Below are 18163 nucleotides of genomic sequence, written 5' to 3'. Positions count from 1 at the left end.
AAAAGAAATAAGCTTGTATAGGTGAGAGGATTAAAGGATGAAAAAAGGCCTTGGAAGGTGAAAGTTATGAAAGGAAGTACATTTTTTGAATTATAAAGAAGCTGAAAACCCTATAATCGATTTTCAGCTTTTGCTCCTATAAATTTTTGATGGATGGGGAGCAACTTCGGTAGAAAATAGAAAATTTCATAACTTATTTTAATAAAGTAATTGATTGGAGACAATTATGATCAGTAATATCAACTTTATAGGTGTAATATCTTGAAATCAATTCTTCAAGATTTGGGGAGCTATTATCCAATAAGAATAGTTGCCTTCTATGTTCAAAAATGACAAGGATTACGAAAACTTAATTTCGAGATGGCTTTAGGAGGGAGAAAAATTTGATAGTAAACTCAAAAGAATATGAAGTTTGTAATCTTCATTACGTAGTAAGATCTGCTGAATTGAAAGATGCTAAAGCTCTGTCTGAAGTAAGGTTACAGATAGATGGTGAAACTGAAAATTTGGATAGAGTTAAAGGAGAAGCATACATAGACGGAAGAGGCTTTAAAGAAATTATCAAGAATGACTCAGAAAGTCTTAACAATATTTTCTTAGTAGCTGAAGTTAATGGAGAAATTGTTGGGTTCTCTAGATGCGAAGGAAATGAGTTAAAGAGAAGTTCTCATAAGGTAGAATTTGGTGTAGGTGTATTAAAGGTTTATTGGGGATATGGAATAGGAAAGAACTTTTTGAAAGAATCCGTTAGGTGGGCAGATGCAAATGATATAAAGAAAATCACCTTAAGCGTCCTCGAAACAAATGAGAAAGCAATCAACCTTTATGAAAAATATGGGTTTATGGTAGAAGGTATATTACAAAGAGACAAGTTATTATCTGACGGTAATTATTACAATACCATATTGATGGGGAGACTAATTAGCTAGCTTATTAAAGGACAAGATGAAGGTCCGGTTTACTCAGACTTTTATTGTCTTGAAATCGAGTCTTCACCTGGGAGCTTATCTATAATAAGATAGGCTCCCTTAAGTGGAAGAAAGGTCAGGGTATTTGGGCATTGTTAAATTATTGCTATTGATATCCTAATGGCCTTTATCCTAGATCTTAAAACAACCCAATTCGATTGCCGCCTGGGTCTTTAAAGGAGCACCAAGCTGCAGGTACGCCTTCTCGAGTATTCACTTCTTCAATTTCAATCTCCAACACATTAATCAATCGTTCACGTTCCACGTGTATGTCATTAACTCCTAGTCTCAAGGGACCATTACCATTTGTTGATTCACCTTTTGCCACTTGTAACCAATAAATTGTAAGAAATGCAAGTAAGCTCTCCTTTTTATAAGGAGGGCTTTTCTTTTGGTAGCTTTGATTCTGGTGAGTCGGGACAGGCACCTTCAGACCTTTAGTATTTTACTCATGTCATTTAACACATACTAACAGGAACTGGGAAGGGAGGGATCTCTTTGAATCAATCCACCTATCGAGAGTCGTGGTTTGGCAATATAAAAGGTGACATTTTATCTGGATTGGTAGTGGCACTTGCCTTAATTCCTGAAGCGATTGCATTCTCAATCATCGCAGGAGTTGACCCAATGATTGGCTTATATGCTTCTTTTACAATGGCGGTAACGATTTCATTTGTTGGTGGTAGACCAGGAATGATTTCAGCTGCTACAGGAGCTATGGCCTGATTGTTTATTGACCTAGTAGCCGAATATGGTCTTCAGTACTTATTCGCAGCAACAATCTTAACGGGTATCATTCAAGTGATATTCGGACTGTTTAAGTTAGCTCGATACATGAAGTTCATCCCCAGGTCTGTCATGGTAGGCTTCGTTAACGCTCTGGCCATTCTAATTTTCACTTCTCAGCTCGAACATTTTATTGACGAGTCGTGGGTTATGTATGTATTGGTTGGGGTCACGTTAGCGTTCATCTATTTGTTTCCATATGTCACAAATGCCGTACCTTCAACCCTGGTTGCGATTGCCTTTGTGACCATCGTAACGATTGTGATGAATTTCGATATTCGGGCAGTAGGGGATATGGGATCCATTTCACGAACGCTTCCCATTTTTCTTATTCCGAAAATACCACTTAGCTTCGAAACACTTCTCATTATTTTCCCATATTCTATTGCACTTGCCATTGTCGGGTTGTTGGAATCCCTACTAACCGCTTCCATTGTGGATGATTCGACCGACACAAACAGCAATAAAAATAGAGAAAGCAGAGGACAGGGAATCGCAAATATAATCACGGGTTTCTTCGGAGGGATGGCAGGTTGTGCCATGATTGGGCAATCGATTATTAATATAAAATCAGGCGGAAGAGGAAGACTTTCGTCACTTGTTGCCGGAGTCTTTCTCATATTTTTAATTGTGGTATTAGGTGATATTGTCGTTCAAATTCCCATGGCTGCATTAGCTGGGGTAATGATTATGGTAGCATTCAGTACGTTTGATTGGAATTCGATTCGCACAATTCATTTAGTACCTAGAACGGATGCCGCAGTTATGATCATTACGGTCATAACCGTCGTGTTAACACACAATTTAGCCGTTGGCGTATTTGCTGGCATTATCTTAAGTTCCGTTTTCTTCGTTTCCAAAATATCTCGAGTACGTGTTGAGGAAGTAAGAAAAGAAGGGAAGATTTTCTATTCGATTTACGGAGAGCTTTTCTTTGCTTCTGTAACAGAACTTCTTGATCAATTTCAATATGATGTTGACGTTCAAAAGGTTGAAATCAACTTAAGTGGTTCACATATATGGGACGATTCTGCTGTCGTTGCAGTGGATAAGATTGTTTCTAAATTTAAATCAAACGGAAAACAAGTAACCGTTACAGGGTTGAATGAGGATAGTAACGAATTAGTAGGGAAGTTAGCAAATAAGTTGGGATCACATTAATGGGGGGAAACCACTATGTACCAAAAGATCTTACTCGCAACCGATGGATCAGAACATTCTAAGCGAGCTGCAGAAAATGCTGTCAATATTGCGAAATGTTCAGCGGGATCTAAGCTTATGGTTGTGTATGTTGTCGATGCAGATCGAGCGAAAAGCGATGTTCTGACACATTGGAATTCAGCCGATGTGAATGATTCTCGTAAAGATCAGGTGAGTGAAGTGGAGCGAATTGCGAAAGAAGCAGGTGTATCGTATGAACTAAAAGTATTACGTGGTGAACCTGGGCCAGTAATCGTGAAGTATGCGAATGAGAACCAGTTTGATATTGTAATCATCGGGAGCCGTGGACTAAACGGATTACAAGAATTTGTGTTGGGGAGTGTCAGTCACAAAGTTGCCAAACGAGCCAATTGTCCTGTATTGATTGTGAAATAAAGTGGCAGATACAACTTTATTGAGAGGGAATCTCCCCTATATGTAGCCTAATATCTGAATGATATCACCATTTTGTACCTAAGGGGTCAGGCACGTGCCTGACCCCTTTATTCTGATGTTGCAGCGTGAGGGATGCTTCAGAGATCACATCATTTCAAAATCGAGCGATCGCACCAGAAGGCACGAACGCTCATTATCCATCTTTCGATATTACACCGAACGAACTGATTTCAGGCATTATTACAGAAAAAGGTGTTATGAAGGTTCCTTATAAAGCATCATTGAAAAACGTGCGACCAGTCGTTTCGTCTCCAACGTAAAGAGGGAAGATGAACACGGTAATAACCTTTAATTAGACAAGCGCCCATACGTCTAATATTCCAGAACCATACTCTATAGTGTAGGAAGAGAGTATGGGGACTTGTTTTGATCAGCTTAATAGCGTGTAATATCTTGACTTCAAGTCTTCCATTATTGGGGGCAAACCTGGAACAAAGGTTTGTTCCTTTATTAATTTTTGAAGACTAAAAAACTGATCTTATTTATTGGAAAAAACAAGTGGAGAACATTTAAGGAATTAAAATAAACTAACGGAGCTGGTTAATTTAAGAATGTTGTATATTTATTATTAAGAAAAGGAGATGGTATAACATGGCAACCCTTCATTTAATGGTCGGTCTCCCTTGTAGTGGTAAGACTACCCTTGCTAAGAAACTTGAAAAAAAATATTCCGCACTTCGACTTACTCCCGATGAATGGCATACACGGTTAGGTCATGATTTCGGTTATAACATGACGGAATCGGACGAGGCAATACATGATGCTAGACATGATGCAATGGAATCTCAAATGTGGGAAGTTGCTGCTAGAGTTTTAGTTCTTGGTGTTGATGTTATTCTAGATTTTGGATTCTGGAGTAGAAGTGAACGGGATGAGTTTCGTTCTCGTGCCAAGGAGCTAGGAAGTGACTTTAAACTCCATTTCAATGATGTATCAGAAGAGGTGCTATTTGAACGTTTAAGGACTAGAAATGTCCAGAAACCAGATGCGACTTTTATTATACCCAAAACTAAACTTAAGGAGTGGATGCAAATCTTTGAGCCTCCCTCACCAGAGGAGCTTGAGTAATACAATACTTGAATTAACGGGCGCTTATCTGGTGAGGTTTAGGGAAGTAGAGTATAGTAAATCTAGATATCTGATATTTCTTTTAGATAATAAATTGTCTAGATCCAAGCCAGCAAAATGAGGCTCCGCTCTCCAACAAAGAAATAGCAGTGTCTTTTCTACAACTTGTTGCTTCAGGGAAAGTAAGGGAAGCCTATCGAAATTATATAGGTCCTCGTTTCTTCCACCACAACCCTTTTTTTCGTGGGGATTCAGATTCACTTATGTTAGCAATGGAAGAGGATGCATCAAATAACCCTGACAAAACATTTAAGGTTAAGCTTGCTATTGAAGAGAGAGATTTAATTGCAGTTCACTCACATATAAAACAAAATCCGGAAGACCGAGGAGTGGCCGTTGTCCATATCTTCCGTTTTCAAGATAATCAAATTGTTGAATTGTGGGATTTAGGTCAACCGATACCAAAAAATTCTCCTAATGAAAATGGAGTTTTTTAATCTGTTCTAGTATTTTGGGGAAGTCGATTCCATTTTTAGATTAGCTTCAGTTCATCCATGGAGTTTCCTATACATTTTTACTCAAACAGAAAGAGGCCAAAGCATACAAGGTACTCCATATAAATAGGCTTATCTTGATATCGAGCCTTCCACATAAGTGAGCTTATCTATAATAAGATATGCTCCTTTTATTTGAAACAAAAGATTGAGTTATTCATACTAATTTGAAATAATTGGTATTAGAGGTTTGTACTAATAAACAGAATAAGAGGATTCTAAGATTAAATCATCGTAAGGAGGAAGGTGGTATTCATTGATTTATTTGAAGCAATGAAAACTGGTAGTGATAAACAGATAAGAACATATACGGCAATTAATGAGCTGCATATTATGAATGATTAAAAACCCTTCCACCCAGTTTTATGTGGAACAATTCCAACAAGAAAATAATTGGGTAAATGCTTGTGACATTGGTTTATTTAATAAGAAACTTGAAAATTATATAAGAAAACATCTTAAAAAGAGGTGAGTGTAGATGAGCAGAGTTGAGTCGAGGACTAAATTAGATTTGGACAAGATTATTTTTGTCGGTAGAACATTTGAAGAGTACATGGAGATGTTTTCACTTTCAGAGGAAAAATTGGAAGGAAAGAAAATTTTGGATTGTCCCGCCGGAGCTTGTTCTTTTACGGCAATCGGTCATTCAAAAGGATTGAATATTACAGCTTGTGATATTGCCTACGATCATTCTGTAGAGAACCTTATAGACAAAGGACAAGAGGATATTAAACATACTATGAGGCATATGGAAAAGGCTAAAAGCAACTATATTTGGGATTATTTTATAAATATTAATAATTTAAAAGAACACAGGGAACAAGCTCTACATGATTGTACACTACACCTGAAAGAGAATAGGGAACGGTACATGCCGGTTAGTCTACCTTCTCTCCCATTTAAAGACAAGGAGTTTGACATTCTTTTATCTGCTCATTTCTTATTTACTTATGCTGACCGTTTAGATTTTCAATTTCATATTGATACGCTTAGTGAATTACTTAGAATTACCAAAGAAGAGGTAAGAATTTTTCCTTTAATTGACCTGGAAGGTAATAGATATGAGCATTTAGATAAAGTAATGAAGTACCTGAAAGAAAACGGATGCTCAGTTAAAGAGATAAAGGTTCCATATGAGTTCCAATTAGGAGCAAATTCAATGCTGAAAATCAATAAGAATCATTAGTCAAAGAGGGCAGCGTATAACGTTGTCCTTCTTAATTGTCGTCCAATTCTTATTCCATAATACTTGCAAATAGGAGTTTGATGTTAATAAGGACTATATAAAAAAATGATGTATGCTTATCAAATTATCTTGATTTCAAGTCTTCAAGATAAGGAGGCATAACAGGAAAATTCGCAAGTGTACTCACCCTCAATTTGTCTCAGATTCAGAACAGAATTACGGAAAAAATCAATGATTTTGAGAACGCTCAATTGGTAAATACAGTGGAGGATTGATATGGGGAATTTAATACTATCAGGCGGAGGTAACGTTGAACAGAACTTCAGAGTACATGATTATTTTGTAAAGTCTATTGATAAGGATAAGCCACTCCTTTATATTCCTTTAGCAGGTGATCCTGGTTTTAGATCATACGATACTAGTCTGAAATATGTACAAAGCATTTTTAATCCTTTAGGTATTGGTACAATTACGATGTGGACGGAACTTAAAAACAAGACGTTAAGTGAATTAAAACATTTTTCAGCTGTTTATTTTAGCGGAGGATGTACATTAACTTTGTTAAAAGCATTGAAGAAAAGCAACTTTGATAAAATATTAATTCAGTTTTATGAGAGTGGCGGTACTATTTTCGGACAAAGTGCAGGTGCAATAATATTTGGAAGTAACATATCTCACACTTATTCTAGAGAAAATATCTTGGCTGAAAGTGAGCCTCTAAATCTTATACACAATTACCGATTATGGTGTCATTATAATGCCCAGCATGATGAATTGATCTATGAGTTTTCTGAAGATGGGAGACCTCCATTTATAGCACTCACAGAAGGGGGGCTATTCGTTTTACTGATACTTGTAGGGAAATCCTTAGCGGACAAGCATATGAGTTCAAACACGGTCAGAAAAAAATTCTTTAAGATATATGCGAAATATTATGGGCATTCGTCATACAATACAACGATAATTACGGAAAAAGTTATGCATCGTAATTCTCATCGGATTTTTAATTGCTTCTTTGATCATCTAATGCTTCTTCTAGGAAGCGCCCTTTCACAATAGAGGAGCGAGAATTGATTTTCGAGAGGATTTTACATAATTACGATCTAAGGAGGAACAAATGGTAATTAGATTAATAAGAGTTATTAGTATTTTTTTCGTTCTTTACTTAGCATCAGCTTGGATTTTATATATTTTAACAGAAAAGGCTCCTGAAGCTTTACCATTATTCTTTGTGGGACTTATAGTTCTTTTAGTTGTAATAGTAGGCTATTTAATTAATCATTATAGAAGAAGATAACAATATGTCTAACTCTACTTATCGTAGATAGTAATTTTAAAGTTTTATTTGAATTTATACAATCCTCCAGAAATGGGAGCAATAGTTGCACAATTTATTGAAAGGACGTTGTGATATTTTCAAATCAGAGCTTACAAACAAAATAGTAGACTTAATAGCGTGGATACTTCTTTATTGTTTCGTTATTAGCCAATGCGATATATTTATGGATTCAATTTCAACGAGTTTGTTCATTATATCTTCTGTTGTGGGGCTTTTTAAAGTAATACGTAATATCAATGGAATAGTGAAAGTGATAAAAGATGACAAAAACAGAGTCGAAAATAACTAAGCATTCATTTTATCCATCTGTCGCTTGTTCCGACTAATAGAAGTCCGCTTTTTGGCGTGGCGACAGGCCATATGAAGCCAATCGCTAAGAAAATCAAAAAAAATCAACCTTTGGCTGAGGAGCTTTATGCTACAGGGAACTACGACGCAATGTACTTTGCCGGCATAATTGCAGACCCAAAAGCAATGACCGAGGCGGATTTTGAGTGGTGGATGGATGGAGCGTATTTTTATATGTTGTTGCAGTAACTTTAGCTGAAACAGATATAGCATAAGACGTTGCCGATAAATGGATTACAAGCGATGAAGAACTGAGAATGTCAGCGGGCTGGGTTGCTACTGCTGGCTTTTGGGTAATCGTCCGGATGGTGAATTTAACGCAAGCAAGATGGATAGTATGCTTGATCAGGTGGAAAAGACGATTCACGATTCTCCTGATCGAACAAAAGCTGCTATGAATAATTTTATCTACACAGTAGGAATCTCCTATTTGCCACTCCATAATAAAGCGGTCGAGACAGCAAATGCAGTAGGATCAGTAGAAGTCAAAGGCAAGAAAAAAAGTCGTTTCCTGCTCGCTTCTGAGAGTATTCAAAAGGAAGTAGATAAAGGAAAGCTTGGTTTCAAACGCAAATATGTTAGATGTTAAACTAAAGCCCTTCAAATATCGGAGAGCTTTAATGGAATATTCAGATGATCAAGCCCCTGAAATTAAAAAGGACTCGTCGATTGACGAGTCCTTTTTGCTTTTTAATGTCAGTAAAAATATAAGTAAATCGGAAAAGTACATTTGGAAGTAATGATATGAGTATATTGATCGACTACTCATATCCGATAAAACCATATATTCAATTGAAGAATCTCACCTTATCCAGCTAACAAACAGCTTGTTGAGATCAATTTATTAAACAGGATCCCTAACACCTTTACTGATAAATATTGACGTAAAGGTTCTAAGTCAAAAAAGAGGGTATATGTGATAATAATAGAACAAGCAAACAATAGTGGAGGAACGAAAATGAACATAGAAACGCACCATACCTATTATGATCACATCCCTTTGCCAATACTTATCGTTACACCACAAGGCACAATCATCTATCATAATGCGGAAGGGAAAAAATTGATTAATCAATATAGTACGGATTCGTCCTGTAATATTTGCAGCCTATGGCATTCCTTGAGTAAAAAACAATTAAGTGATTATTTAGCGAATATTCAACACTCCAGGGATGGAGAAACCGTAGAAGTAACTTTATGCCCTAACCATTCTCCATGTAAGCAAAACGTTCGCCTCACACGCCTTGGCAAAAACCAAATCCTCTTTATTATTCATAAGACGCAAACACCGGATGAGGAGGCTACCCACCACGTCTCTGTTCGAAGCCAACTTCAAGAACTACAACAAAAGCATGATTCTCTAATTAAAGAAAACTCTGATGGAATTGTAACGGTTGATCAAACAGGGCGTATTACTGGAATCAATCAGGCCCTTCAAAATATGATTGGCTATTCGGAAAAGGAAATCGCGCTTACCTATGAAAGACATTTTCCATTTGAAGAACTAATCAAAATAAAGCACTACCTAAAAAAAGCCCTGATCGGGAAAGCTCACGTCTATGAAACATACATCAATCATAAAAATGGGGAGCTTATTTATCTCCAGGTAAAAACCATACCAATTAAGGTAAACAGTTCAATCATTGGGGTTTACAACATTTTCAAAGATGTTAGTGCCTATAAGTGTGCCCAAAAAGAAGCGATTGAACAAGAAGAGCAGCTTAGGTCTCTCATTGATTCAATTCCTGAGTTTGTGATTTTCAAGGATTATAACGGCCGTGTATTAGAAATGAATCAGTATAGTAAGGAAATTTTTAACTTAGAAAAAGAAGACTATAAAGGGAAAACGTGTGACGAAATCGGATGCGGTGATATCGATTCAAATCGACTTTTAAGTGATAATACAGTAACTGACTACGTTGCCTGGGATAAAAAATCAAAAATTCAGTATGAGTACAAACTCAAAAAAGAAAATGGAGAAGAACTCACATTTGAAATCGTCAAAGCGCCTGGATTTTCTTTAAGTGGAGAACCAAAATATTTAATCGCCATCGGCCGAGATATTTCCTCCCGTAAAAAAGTGGAGGAAGACCTTAAAGAGACAACTGAGTTGTTGGAATCCATATTTTTAAATAGCGCTGATGGGATATCAGTCATTAATTTAAATGGTGAAATCATTAAAACAAATCCAGCTTTTAAACGTCTCTATGGATATACCGACAGCGACGTGCCAAAATCCATGGCAAATTTATATCCGGCGGATAATGTAGATGAGGCCAAAGAGATTTTCGAAACCGTGATAGAAGGAAAGGGAATCATAGATTTCCAATCAATTCGCAAACACAAGGATGGAAGCTTAATAGAGGTAAGTGTAACGTATTCTCCGATTCAAGATGAACACGGAAACTTAGCCGCGATCTCGGCCATTACACGAGATATCAGTGACCGAAAGCGAACAGAAGAGCTTTTAATGCGTTCTGAAAAACTATCTGCCATTGGGCAACTATCAGCAGCAGTCGCACATGAAGTACGAAATCCGCTAACCGCAGTAAAAGGCTTTATTCAACTGTATAAAGACAAGATTAACCCTGAGATCCAGGAGCTAATGTTGTCTGAAATGGTAAGGATTGAAGACATCATAACGGAGTTTTTATCACTCGCTAAGCCCCAAGCTGTCACATATCAGCAAACGGATCTAAATGAACTGATTCGTAATACGCTCGCAATTATGGAAACCCAAGCACGAATGAATAACGTCGATATTCAGACAGTTTTCAACCATTTACCTAAAGGGGTGTATTGTGAAAGAAACCAGATCAAGCAGGTGTTAATGAACATCATTAAAAACGGAATCGAATCCATGCCGAATGGGGGCCTCTTATCCATTACAACAACCATGACTGATACCTTTGTTTCGATTATCATATCTGATCAGGGAGTAGGCATATCAAAAGAACGTCTAAAGCACTTGGGAGAACCATTTTTCTCAAATAAAGAGGCCGGTACGGGGCTTGGTTTAGTTGTTTGTTACAAAATCATTCATGAACACGGTGGCCTTATTGAGTTTAATAGTGAAAGGGAAATGGGCACGACTGTGACGATCGTCCTGCCTTTCTTGGCCCCCAAGTCCAAATTCACCTAATGAGAGAGGATGAACCGTTGGAAAGCTTCCGTTCCCCCAGGTGTTGTCACAACTGGAATCTGCCAGTGTTCGGCAAGCCACTGAACATGCTCATAGGCTTTCGAAAGGTGCACACCTTTCCCAAGAAGCAACAAAGGGGATTTTGCTTCTTGCAACCTTTCGAAGACATGCTCTAACTCGCATGAAACGACCAATGATCGGGAAGAAGAGAGTGGGATGGTGAACGAAGCACATTCATCTAGTAGCACGGATGGAATGATGGAATGGGCCCTTGCGACCTGTTTTGGCTCGTTCAAGTGCATGGCGGAAGCATCATTTCAAGCTGATCTGTTCGATCAAGTCGCGCGCTAAACAGTGTGACGGGTTCAAATATTTTAACAAGGTCTGTTCCAAACAGAGAAGAATCCTGCCCAATAGGCTTTCCTAGTTCCCCACCGGAAGGCTGTCCAGTCAGAAAAACATTAAATAGGCATTTATCACGCTTTAAGAACATTCTCATATTATGAAAAGAAAAATCCTGATGGATTTAGAAGAATGGAGTGCTTGCATGCCGGCATCTTATCCTAAATCACAGAATATACAATACTTTTCCGATATCAATCAAAATCGTTTGTTCACTCGTAACGCGGCGAATTATATTAACCGTCTAGGCAGGGATCACATCCCAGAAATCATTCGTGGTAACGGAAACAAGTTCAATATAAGAATTCTCGATAAAGCTGAGTATAAAGAAGAGCTGCAGCTAAAATTAAAAGAAGAACTTCAAGAGTATCTTGAAGCTAGGGATGATAGTCATGCAGTTGAAGAACTGGCGGATATGCTTGAGTTGATCTATTCACTAGTTGAGGTTCATCACTCTTCTGTTGAGGAATTGGAGGAAGAGCGTAAGGAGAAAAGAGAGATCCGAGGTGGTTTTGATGATCGGGTTTATTTGATCGATGTGGAGGATTAAGAAACTTCTTGCCCTAGCATAGAGATAATTTCAAAGAAAACATTAGGTTGAACTATAATATACTTTTTAGGTAGAACGATCTGTTTTGAGTTGCCCCGATTGAATAGAGTATATCTTTTTACGGCCTGATTTACGATCACTGGCAAGACTCGCATCAGATAGAACATTTAAATGCTTTACGATCTCGGGCCGACGAATCCAGAAATGATCACTAAATGGGGTTTGTATTAGGCCTATTGAGGCAATTTAAGATGAAATTTTATCAGGTAAGAATGAAAGAAATAAAAGTACATAGAGGAGTGAGGACATTGGAATTAAACCCTTCCGAACTAAACGCAAAAGATGTCTACATGCTACTAACCGGTTCCGTCGTTCCAAGACCGATCGCATGGGTGTCAACATTGTCGGAAGACGGAGTCCTTAACTTAGCTCCATTTAGTTTCTTCACCGTCGCATCAACAAAACCCACCATTCTTGCCATCTCCATAGGACCAGGAACGGGAGAGCGACAAGGTACAGAAAAGGAAACACTGGTTAATATTCGATCGCAAAAAGAATTTGTGATCAATGTGGTGTCGAGCTCTCTTGGAAACGAAATGCAAAAAAGTGCGGAAAATGTACCTTCTGAAGTGGATGAATTTGAACAAGCTGGGTTAACTCCAGTTAATAGTATGACCGTGAAACCGAAACGGGTGAAAGAAGCTTCGATTCATATGGAATGTAAGCTACATCAAATTATCCCTCTTGGTTCCAATGCCCTTGTCCTAGGGGAAATGACTCATTATCATATTAATGATGATACCTATTTAGGCGACTATAAGGTGGATCTCGAAAAGCTTTCCCCCCTTGGAAGGCTGGCTGGAAACTATAGTGAAAGTAAGGAATTCTTTACGTTACCAAGGTGAGATGAAAACAGAACTATTCATATGCGAAAAATTTAGAAAAGTAGCTTGGAATGGCGTGCGCCTCCAAGCTACTTTTCTTGATTAGTTAAACGCATAAAGTGGTTACCGCAATCTAGAGTTTGGATGCCAACATAGTTATAGGTTTTCCCCATTCGTCTCAATCACACCCTTATACCAGAAAAAAGATTCCTTCCTTTTCCGTTCCAACGTCCCACTTCCATCGTCGTGCTTATCCACGTAAATAAACCCATACCGTTTCGAGAACTCGCCTGATGAAGCACTCACAAGGTCAATGCAGCCCCAGCTTGTGTAGCCGATCACCTCAGCACCGTCTTCGTTCGCTTCACCGATGGCCTTGATGTGATTGCGAAGGTAATCGATGCGATAGTCATCATGGATCGATCCGTCTTTTTCTACTTTATCATAGGCGCCTAATCCATTTTCCACAACGAAGAGAGGGATCTGGTAGCGGTCGTAGAGCTGGTTTAAGCCAATGCGCAATCCTTCAGGGTCGATTTCCCAGCCCCAGTCACTTGCCTGTAAGAAAGGGTTTTTAATGCCTCCGATCAGGTTTCCTTCAGAAGCTTCTAAATCGGATTTCTCCTTTTTCTCAGTTCGAGTCATGTAGTAGCTTAAGCCGATATAATCCACAGTGCCTTCTTTTATACTTTCAAGATCACCGTCCTGAATGTTTAATTCGATATTGTGCTCCTTGAAATAGCGCTGGATAAATGCAGGGTATTCGCCTCTTACTTGAACATCGGCGCAGAAGTAATTAAACATGCGCTCTTCTTGAAGAGCGTACATCACGTTTTTCGGATTGGAATCATATGAGTACACGGGTGCATATAAGATCATACAGCCAATTTGAGCGCCAGGAATGATGTCATGACAGGCTTTGACTGCGATGCTGCTCGCGACGAATTGGTGATGGAAGGCTTGGAAGGTTGGTTTGTATTTGTCTTCTTCTTGTTGGATTGCGAAACCAAGACCCTGGATCGGCATAATAAAACCACTATTGATTTCATTGAAGGTCATCCAGTACTTCACTTTGTTTTTGTATCGATTGAAGATCGCCGTTACATATCGTTCAAAGAACGTGATCACTTCGCGGTTTCTCCAGCCGCCGTATTCCTTCACAAGATTGAGCGGCATTTCATAGTGAGAAATGGTGACGACAGGTTCGATGCCGTGTTTGTGCAGTTCATCAAATACACGGTCATAGAACGCTAATCCTTCTTCATTTGGTTCTAGCTCATCGCCATTTGGAAAAATTCGTGTCCACGCAATCGACATGCGGAAGACTTTGAAACCCATTTCTGCAAATAGGGCAATATCCTCCTTGTAGCGATGATAGAAATCAATCGCTTCATGGTTTGGATAATCATATTTCTCCCGATCGATTTGGAAATCAAAGCCTGGGGATTGTAGGATGGTAAGTCTTTCTTTTCCACCTGGAAGAACATCGGCAATATTGAGGCCTTTATTCCCTTCATGAAAGCCACCTTCTATTTGATTCGCTGCCGTAGCGCCACCCCATAAGAACCCTTCAGGGAAGTGATATTTCTTCATTTGATTACCCTCCTGTATTTTTACATCATCAGTTCATTTGTATTTGGTTAGTTTGTGTCTCTATTACTAAAGAAATCAGTCTACAAAGAAATCATAGCGACGTGAGGCACAATAGTAAATAAGGAAAGAGGATCTCGTTTTTAATAACGAAGAAAGGAACTTGTTATATAAATGTCACGCTGTGGTTCTTGTGGAGAGACGGTGTTATAATAGGTGATAGAGTTTTTGTACAGCGGTAAGCTATTTTAGTTTTCTTATAGAAGGAGAATTCGATATGTTTTCAAACGATATTATTGCTTCTTTCAATGAGTTAGAAACGTCTTTATATAACTACATTTCTCAAAACAGTGAGAAAGTCGCTTATATGCGAATTCGTGAATTAGCAGATGAAACGCATGTCTCCACAGCGACGATTTTACGTTTTTGTAAAAAGGTCCATTGTGAGGGTTTCTCTGAGTTTAAAGTAAAGCTGAAGATGCATTTGAAGGAGAATAAAAGAACGATCATCAAACCTTCCGAGCATGCGGTGGCGGAGTTTTTTGAACGAACTGTAAAAGGTGATCTCGAAGAAAAAATGAAGAAAGCTGCAAGAATTGTTGCGGAGACGGATAACGTTATTTTTATCGGGATCGGGAGCTCAGGTATTCTTGCGGAATATGGTGCGAGGTATTTTTCAAGCTTAGGCAAATTTTCGATGTATATTAAAGATCCCCATTTTCCGATTCACGCTAAGCTTCGGAACAATAGCGTAACGATCGCTTTATCCGTATCAGGGGAAAACCATTTTACCGTCACGCATTTGAATCAGCTTAAACAAGAGGGAAGTCATATTATTAGTATTACCAACACCAAATACTCAACCGTTGCGAAAATTTCCGATCTAAACATTCCCTACTATGTAACTGAAGAATTTCATGAAGAAGCGAATATCACGTCGCAAGTGCCTGTTGTTTATATTTTAGAATCGATTGCTCGTGAGATTTATAAGCTGAATTAAGAGTGGAAGGGGGTCAGACACGTGTCTGACCCCAGAGGATAGCGTATACTTTCCACTGCAGTTATAGTCGCTCTTCCAAATCCTTCGCTGTTTGACTCATTTCCACATCCTTCTCATTTTTAAAAGTCCCACATAATACGTCAACAAATGGAGTAGAAACGCCGTACCAGTAATTCTCGTTCTTGTAATGGTGGAGGGTATGGGTCTTATTAAGCCATTTACCAAATCTGGTTTTCGGCTTTAGCGGTCGATGGGCAACGTAATGCTTCCATTCGTACACGAAGAACATCGCTAGAAGTCCTGTGCTGAAAGATAGGGTGAAGACGAGAGACCCTGTAATAACATAGGAGAGAAGACACAAGATTAACAGACTCGGAAAGCTATACCAGATTGGGAGGAATAATAATTTCAAGTCATTCGGCATTTTATGATGGTCGTAGTGTAAGCGTTTAATTAACTTCAAAAGAAAAGGGCTTTTCGGAGTTTTGATGTGAAATAAGAAGCGGTGCGTCAGATATTCACTGAACATATAAGTGACAACTCCGATGACGAAGGACAACAGGACAGTTGGAGAAAGGTCCATGGTAAGTAAGAAACTAACGACCGTAAGAAAAACAAAGAGCATCACTAAAATATCAAAATGAAAGAAAAAATCGCGATACAACCCTTTCGTTTTCATTTCAAACTCCTCCAGTCATCTTCTTTTTCCAGAGCTCGACACTTGTCTTCATCGCGGTTTTGGTCAGGCGTTCAGCTTGATCGATGTCCCTTTGAGAGCCGATTCGAGAAATTGTTCATAATAGTGCCAGGATGCTTTTCTGTGAGACGGATCGAGAAAATATTTCTTTGGCATTTTGTCATAGAATCTTTGATTAGGGGAGAGGGGTCATGTGAAGAACCGACCCCATATTAAATGGTTCGGAAGCTTCTATTTCTACCGATTTCTTACATAGCTCATTGTACCGAATGATCAGCAGGGCGGGAAAGAAAATGACTTGTGTAATAACGGAAAGTCCAAGTAAAAAAACACGCTTTTTATAGCGCTGTCCTTCTTTCGAGCATAGTAAATGTCTTGGTGTTAGAAGGGGGTCAGGTGCGAGCCTGACCTCCTCAGCTATGAATCTCTCCAACTAACCAGCTTTTGGGGCGATGGAAGCCGATTGGGATTTGAATGAGCGTGGTTTTTTGGGAAGTTTCCAGTTCGTAAATATGATCACATACATTCACATCGAACCCGAGTAGGGGATGACCGTTCATTCCAAGTGCGCTAGTCGTTAACAATAATCGCTGAAGGAGCATCCCTGCTTCCATGTGTTGAATGCGATATCCTCTGTATCCAAGTTCAGCTTTGTGGTGTGCGCGATCTCCGACGATATGGAGGCAGATCGGGACCTGATGCAGATTGACGTTGTGAAGAGACATTCCTACCTGGAGATCAAAACGAAAGTCACCCTCTTTGATTGTTATGATGGAATGAGTGGCGGCGTCATACCGGTAAGCTCCGTCAGGAATTCCTGCAACCTGATAAAAGCATCCATAAATCGAGACCCGGGGAATTTGGTTCTCTTCTTTATCCAAATCGTTATGGTAGGCGTAGGAATCGATGCTTCCCTTCAAAAGGGAAGCGAGCTGAATCTGATCGATTCTTTGTGCGATGAAATCCATTTCTGGAGAATACCGATTCTGGCAAACATATGCTAAATCATTGGTTAGCTCCTTTGCTTCAGGTAAAGCGATCTTAGGCTTGTTTTCTATTTTCTCTTCTCTTGTTTTAAAGCGCCTGAATAGCCCGGTAGATTCAAGCATGGAGTCGTGATGAAGCTGTGCGATTTCTGGAAATGGTAGCACGTTTTGCGAACGTTGGTAATACGTTGTGCTGATTTTGGGAAGTTCTTTACACAATTCTATTGCGGAGCTTACTCTAAGCGCTTCCTTGTGCAGGGCTTTATGCTCTGAAAGCGGGATTACCGCGTAGGTGCTTTCCTCCAGATCGTCTAGCCCAAGTAAGTGATTGATTGCTCGATCAAGAAATTGAAAATGAACATTCGGTGAAAAGCGGAAACCTTTACTAACCTCCAATAGCTGACCAATGAGCGCACCCGCATCCAACCCTTGAAGACGATAGGAAAAGTTGTTGTATTTATAAAAGTTCTTCCAAAACATTGTCGTGATGATCACTGCCCCAAAACACCTCGAAAGGTCAGAGCGATATCCTAGTGACCTGTTTAAGTAGGAATCAAAATTTCCCGTACGTAGCAAGAGAAGACGATGGTGAGCCACATCATAATGGTAAATCCCGTTCGGCATTTCTTCTAGCTTAAGATAAAGATACAGTTCACTTGGATATAAGCCACCACCTGAAGGAGGGAAGCGGCGGAATGACTGAATCGTCTCAACTGATTCTCCGTCCATGACAGAAGGGAAAGCAGTCTGACTAAACTGAGACAGGCCATAACCATACCAGAGAAAATACCCCATTGTATTCAGATCAGGTTTTGGGTGAAAGGACTGCTCTTGAATCGCAAGTGGAATATCGTACGCAAGGGGGAACTCCGGCAAATGGCGATAAAGCTTGAATGGAAGGGGAGCATCGTCCCAATTCACTTCCCAGTTCCGTGGCGTCACAAGGTCACTTTGAAAATGCAGATGGTGTAAGAATAGGTCGAGATCCATCACTAACCTCCTTGCCA

18 protein-coding genes and 2 pseudogenes are annotated in these 18163 nt (G+C 39.1%); 14 read left to right on the top strand and 6 right to left on the bottom strand.

The window, feature by feature from the left end:
• Positions 1-383: 383 nt before the first annotated feature.
• Positions 384-929 carry a GNAT family N-acetyltransferase gene (locus tag ABFG93_RS05625; RefSeq protein WP_347551356.1) on the top strand — a complete coding sequence of 182 codons (546 nt, stop codon included), beginning with the start codon at positions 384-386 and terminating at the stop codon, positions 927-929.
• Positions 930-1107: 178 nt separating this feature from the next.
• Here ABFG93_RS05625 and ABFG93_RS05620 read toward each other — a convergent pair whose 3' ends face one another.
• Positions 1108-1233: a hypothetical protein gene (locus ABFG93_RS05620; RefSeq protein ID WP_347551354.1), complete on the bottom strand. Its 126-nt coding sequence runs from the start codon at positions 1231-1233 to the stop codon at positions 1108-1110.
• Between the two features lie 233 nt (positions 1234-1466).
• On the opposite strand from ABFG93_RS05620, the pseudogene ABFG93_RS05615 reads away from it, so the two are divergent.
• From ABFG93_RS05615 to ABFG93_RS05570, 10 genes and pseudogenes are all read left to right on the top strand, one after another.
• A pseudogene (locus ABFG93_RS05615) lies at positions 1467-2915 on the top strand (SulP family inorganic anion transporter).
• 15 nt (positions 2916-2930) lie between these two features.
• Positions 2931-3350 (top strand): universal stress protein, encoded by a 420-nt coding sequence (locus ABFG93_RS05610; RefSeq protein ID WP_347551353.1) that lies wholly within the window; start codon positions 2931-2933, stop codon positions 3348-3350.
• Between the two features lie 125 nt (positions 3351-3475).
• A complete protein-coding gene (locus tag ABFG93_RS05605; protein ID WP_347551351.1) occupies positions 3476-3670 on the top strand; it encodes a hypothetical protein in 195 nt (64 codons plus the stop codon).
• Between the two features lie 331 nt (positions 3671-4001).
• A complete protein-coding gene (locus ABFG93_RS05600; protein ID WP_347551349.1) occupies positions 4002-4478 on the top strand; it encodes an AAA family ATPase in 477 nt (158 codons plus the stop codon).
• An 89-nt stretch (positions 4479-4567) separates the two neighbouring features.
• Positions 4568-4975 carry a nuclear transport factor 2 family protein gene (locus tag ABFG93_RS05595; protein ID WP_347552765.1) on the top strand — a complete coding sequence of 136 codons (408 nt, stop codon included), beginning with the start codon at positions 4568-4570 and terminating at the stop codon, positions 4973-4975.
• A gap of 535 nt (positions 4976-5510) precedes the next feature.
• The gene (locus ABFG93_RS05590; protein WP_347551347.1) at positions 5511-6218 is read left to right on the top strand and encodes an SAM-dependent methyltransferase; all 708 of its coding nucleotides are present in this window, start codon (positions 5511-5513) and stop codon (positions 6216-6218) included.
• A gap of 276 nt (positions 6219-6494) precedes the next feature.
• A complete protein-coding gene (locus ABFG93_RS05585; protein WP_347551345.1) occupies positions 6495-7277 on the top strand; it encodes a Type 1 glutamine amidotransferase-like domain-containing protein in 783 nt (260 codons plus the stop codon).
• Between the two features lie 58 nt (positions 7278-7335).
• Positions 7336-7515, top strand: coding sequence for a hypothetical protein (locus tag ABFG93_RS05580; protein WP_347551343.1), 180 nt, complete (start codon positions 7336-7338; stop codon positions 7513-7515).
• 375 nt (positions 7516-7890) lie between these two features.
• Positions 7891-8494 (top strand): annotated as a pseudogene (locus ABFG93_RS05575) (DNA alkylation repair protein); the annotation flags it as partial.
• 369 nt (positions 8495-8863) lie between these two features.
• Positions 8864-11047: a PAS domain S-box protein gene (locus ABFG93_RS05570; RefSeq protein ID WP_347551342.1), complete on the top strand. Its 2184-nt coding sequence runs from the start codon at positions 8864-8866 to the stop codon at positions 11045-11047.
• On the opposite strand, the gene ABFG93_RS05565 is transcribed toward ABFG93_RS05570, so the two are convergent.
• Positions 11044-11349, bottom strand: coding sequence for a hypothetical protein (locus tag ABFG93_RS05565; RefSeq protein WP_347551340.1), 306 nt, complete (start codon positions 11347-11349; stop codon positions 11044-11046). The two genes, ABFG93_RS05570 and ABFG93_RS05565, sit on opposite strands and share 4 nt — an antisense overlap.
• Entirely contained in the window at positions 11340-11546 is a 207-nt protein-coding gene (locus tag ABFG93_RS05560; protein WP_347551338.1) for a hypothetical protein, read from the bottom strand. Before ABFG93_RS05560 ends, ABFG93_RS05565 begins: the two co-directional genes overlap by 10 nt.
• A 48-nt stretch (positions 11547-11594) precedes the next feature.
• On the opposite strand from ABFG93_RS05560, the gene ABFG93_RS05555 reads away from it, so the two are divergent.
• Entirely contained in the window at positions 11595-11999 is a 405-nt protein-coding gene (locus ABFG93_RS05555) for a nucleoside triphosphate pyrophosphohydrolase (RefSeq protein ID WP_347551337.1), read from the top strand.
• A 299-nt stretch (positions 12000-12298) separates the two neighbouring features.
• The gene (locus tag ABFG93_RS05550; RefSeq protein ID WP_347552764.1) at positions 12299-12904 is read left to right on the top strand and encodes a flavin reductase family protein; all 606 of its coding nucleotides are present in this window, start codon (positions 12299-12301) and stop codon (positions 12902-12904) included.
• A gap of 135 nt (positions 12905-13039) precedes the next feature.
• Here the strand turns inward: ABFG93_RS05550 and ABFG93_RS05545 are convergent, their stop codons facing one another.
• Complete coding sequence (locus tag ABFG93_RS05545; protein ID WP_347551335.1) at positions 13040-14476, bottom strand: glycoside hydrolase family 1 protein; 1437 nt, start codon at positions 14474-14476, stop codon at positions 13040-13042.
• Positions 14477-14750: 274 nt separating this feature from the next.
• Between ABFG93_RS05545 and ABFG93_RS05540 the strand changes: the two genes are divergently transcribed.
• Positions 14751-15473: a MurR/RpiR family transcriptional regulator gene (locus tag ABFG93_RS05540; protein ID WP_347551333.1), complete on the top strand. Its 723-nt coding sequence runs from the start codon at positions 14751-14753 to the stop codon at positions 15471-15473.
• A gap of 61 nt (positions 15474-15534) precedes the next feature.
• On the opposite strand, the gene ABFG93_RS05535 is transcribed toward ABFG93_RS05540, so the two are convergent.
• Both ABFG93_RS05535 and ABFG93_RS05530 read right to left on the bottom strand, forming a co-directional pair.
• Positions 15535-16152, bottom strand: a complete 618-nt coding sequence (locus ABFG93_RS05535; protein WP_347551331.1) for a sterol desaturase family protein — start codon at positions 16150-16152, stop codon at positions 15535-15537.
• A 431-nt stretch (positions 16153-16583) separates the two neighbouring features.
• Positions 16584-18146, bottom strand: a complete 1563-nt coding sequence (locus tag ABFG93_RS05530; RefSeq protein ID WP_347551328.1) for a SagB family peptide dehydrogenase — start codon at positions 18144-18146, stop codon at positions 16584-16586.
• Between the last annotated feature and the right edge of the window lie 17 nt (positions 18147-18163).

Origin of the sequence: Pseudalkalibacillus hwajinpoensis, assembly GCF_039851965.1 — a bacterium.
In the GTDB taxonomy this organism is placed as follows: domain Bacteria; phylum Bacillota; class Bacilli; order Bacillales; family Guptibacillaceae; genus Guptibacillus; species Guptibacillus hwajinpoensis_E.
Note: the sequence above shows the minus strand (reverse complement) of the source record. Positions and strands in the feature narration are given on the sequence as shown.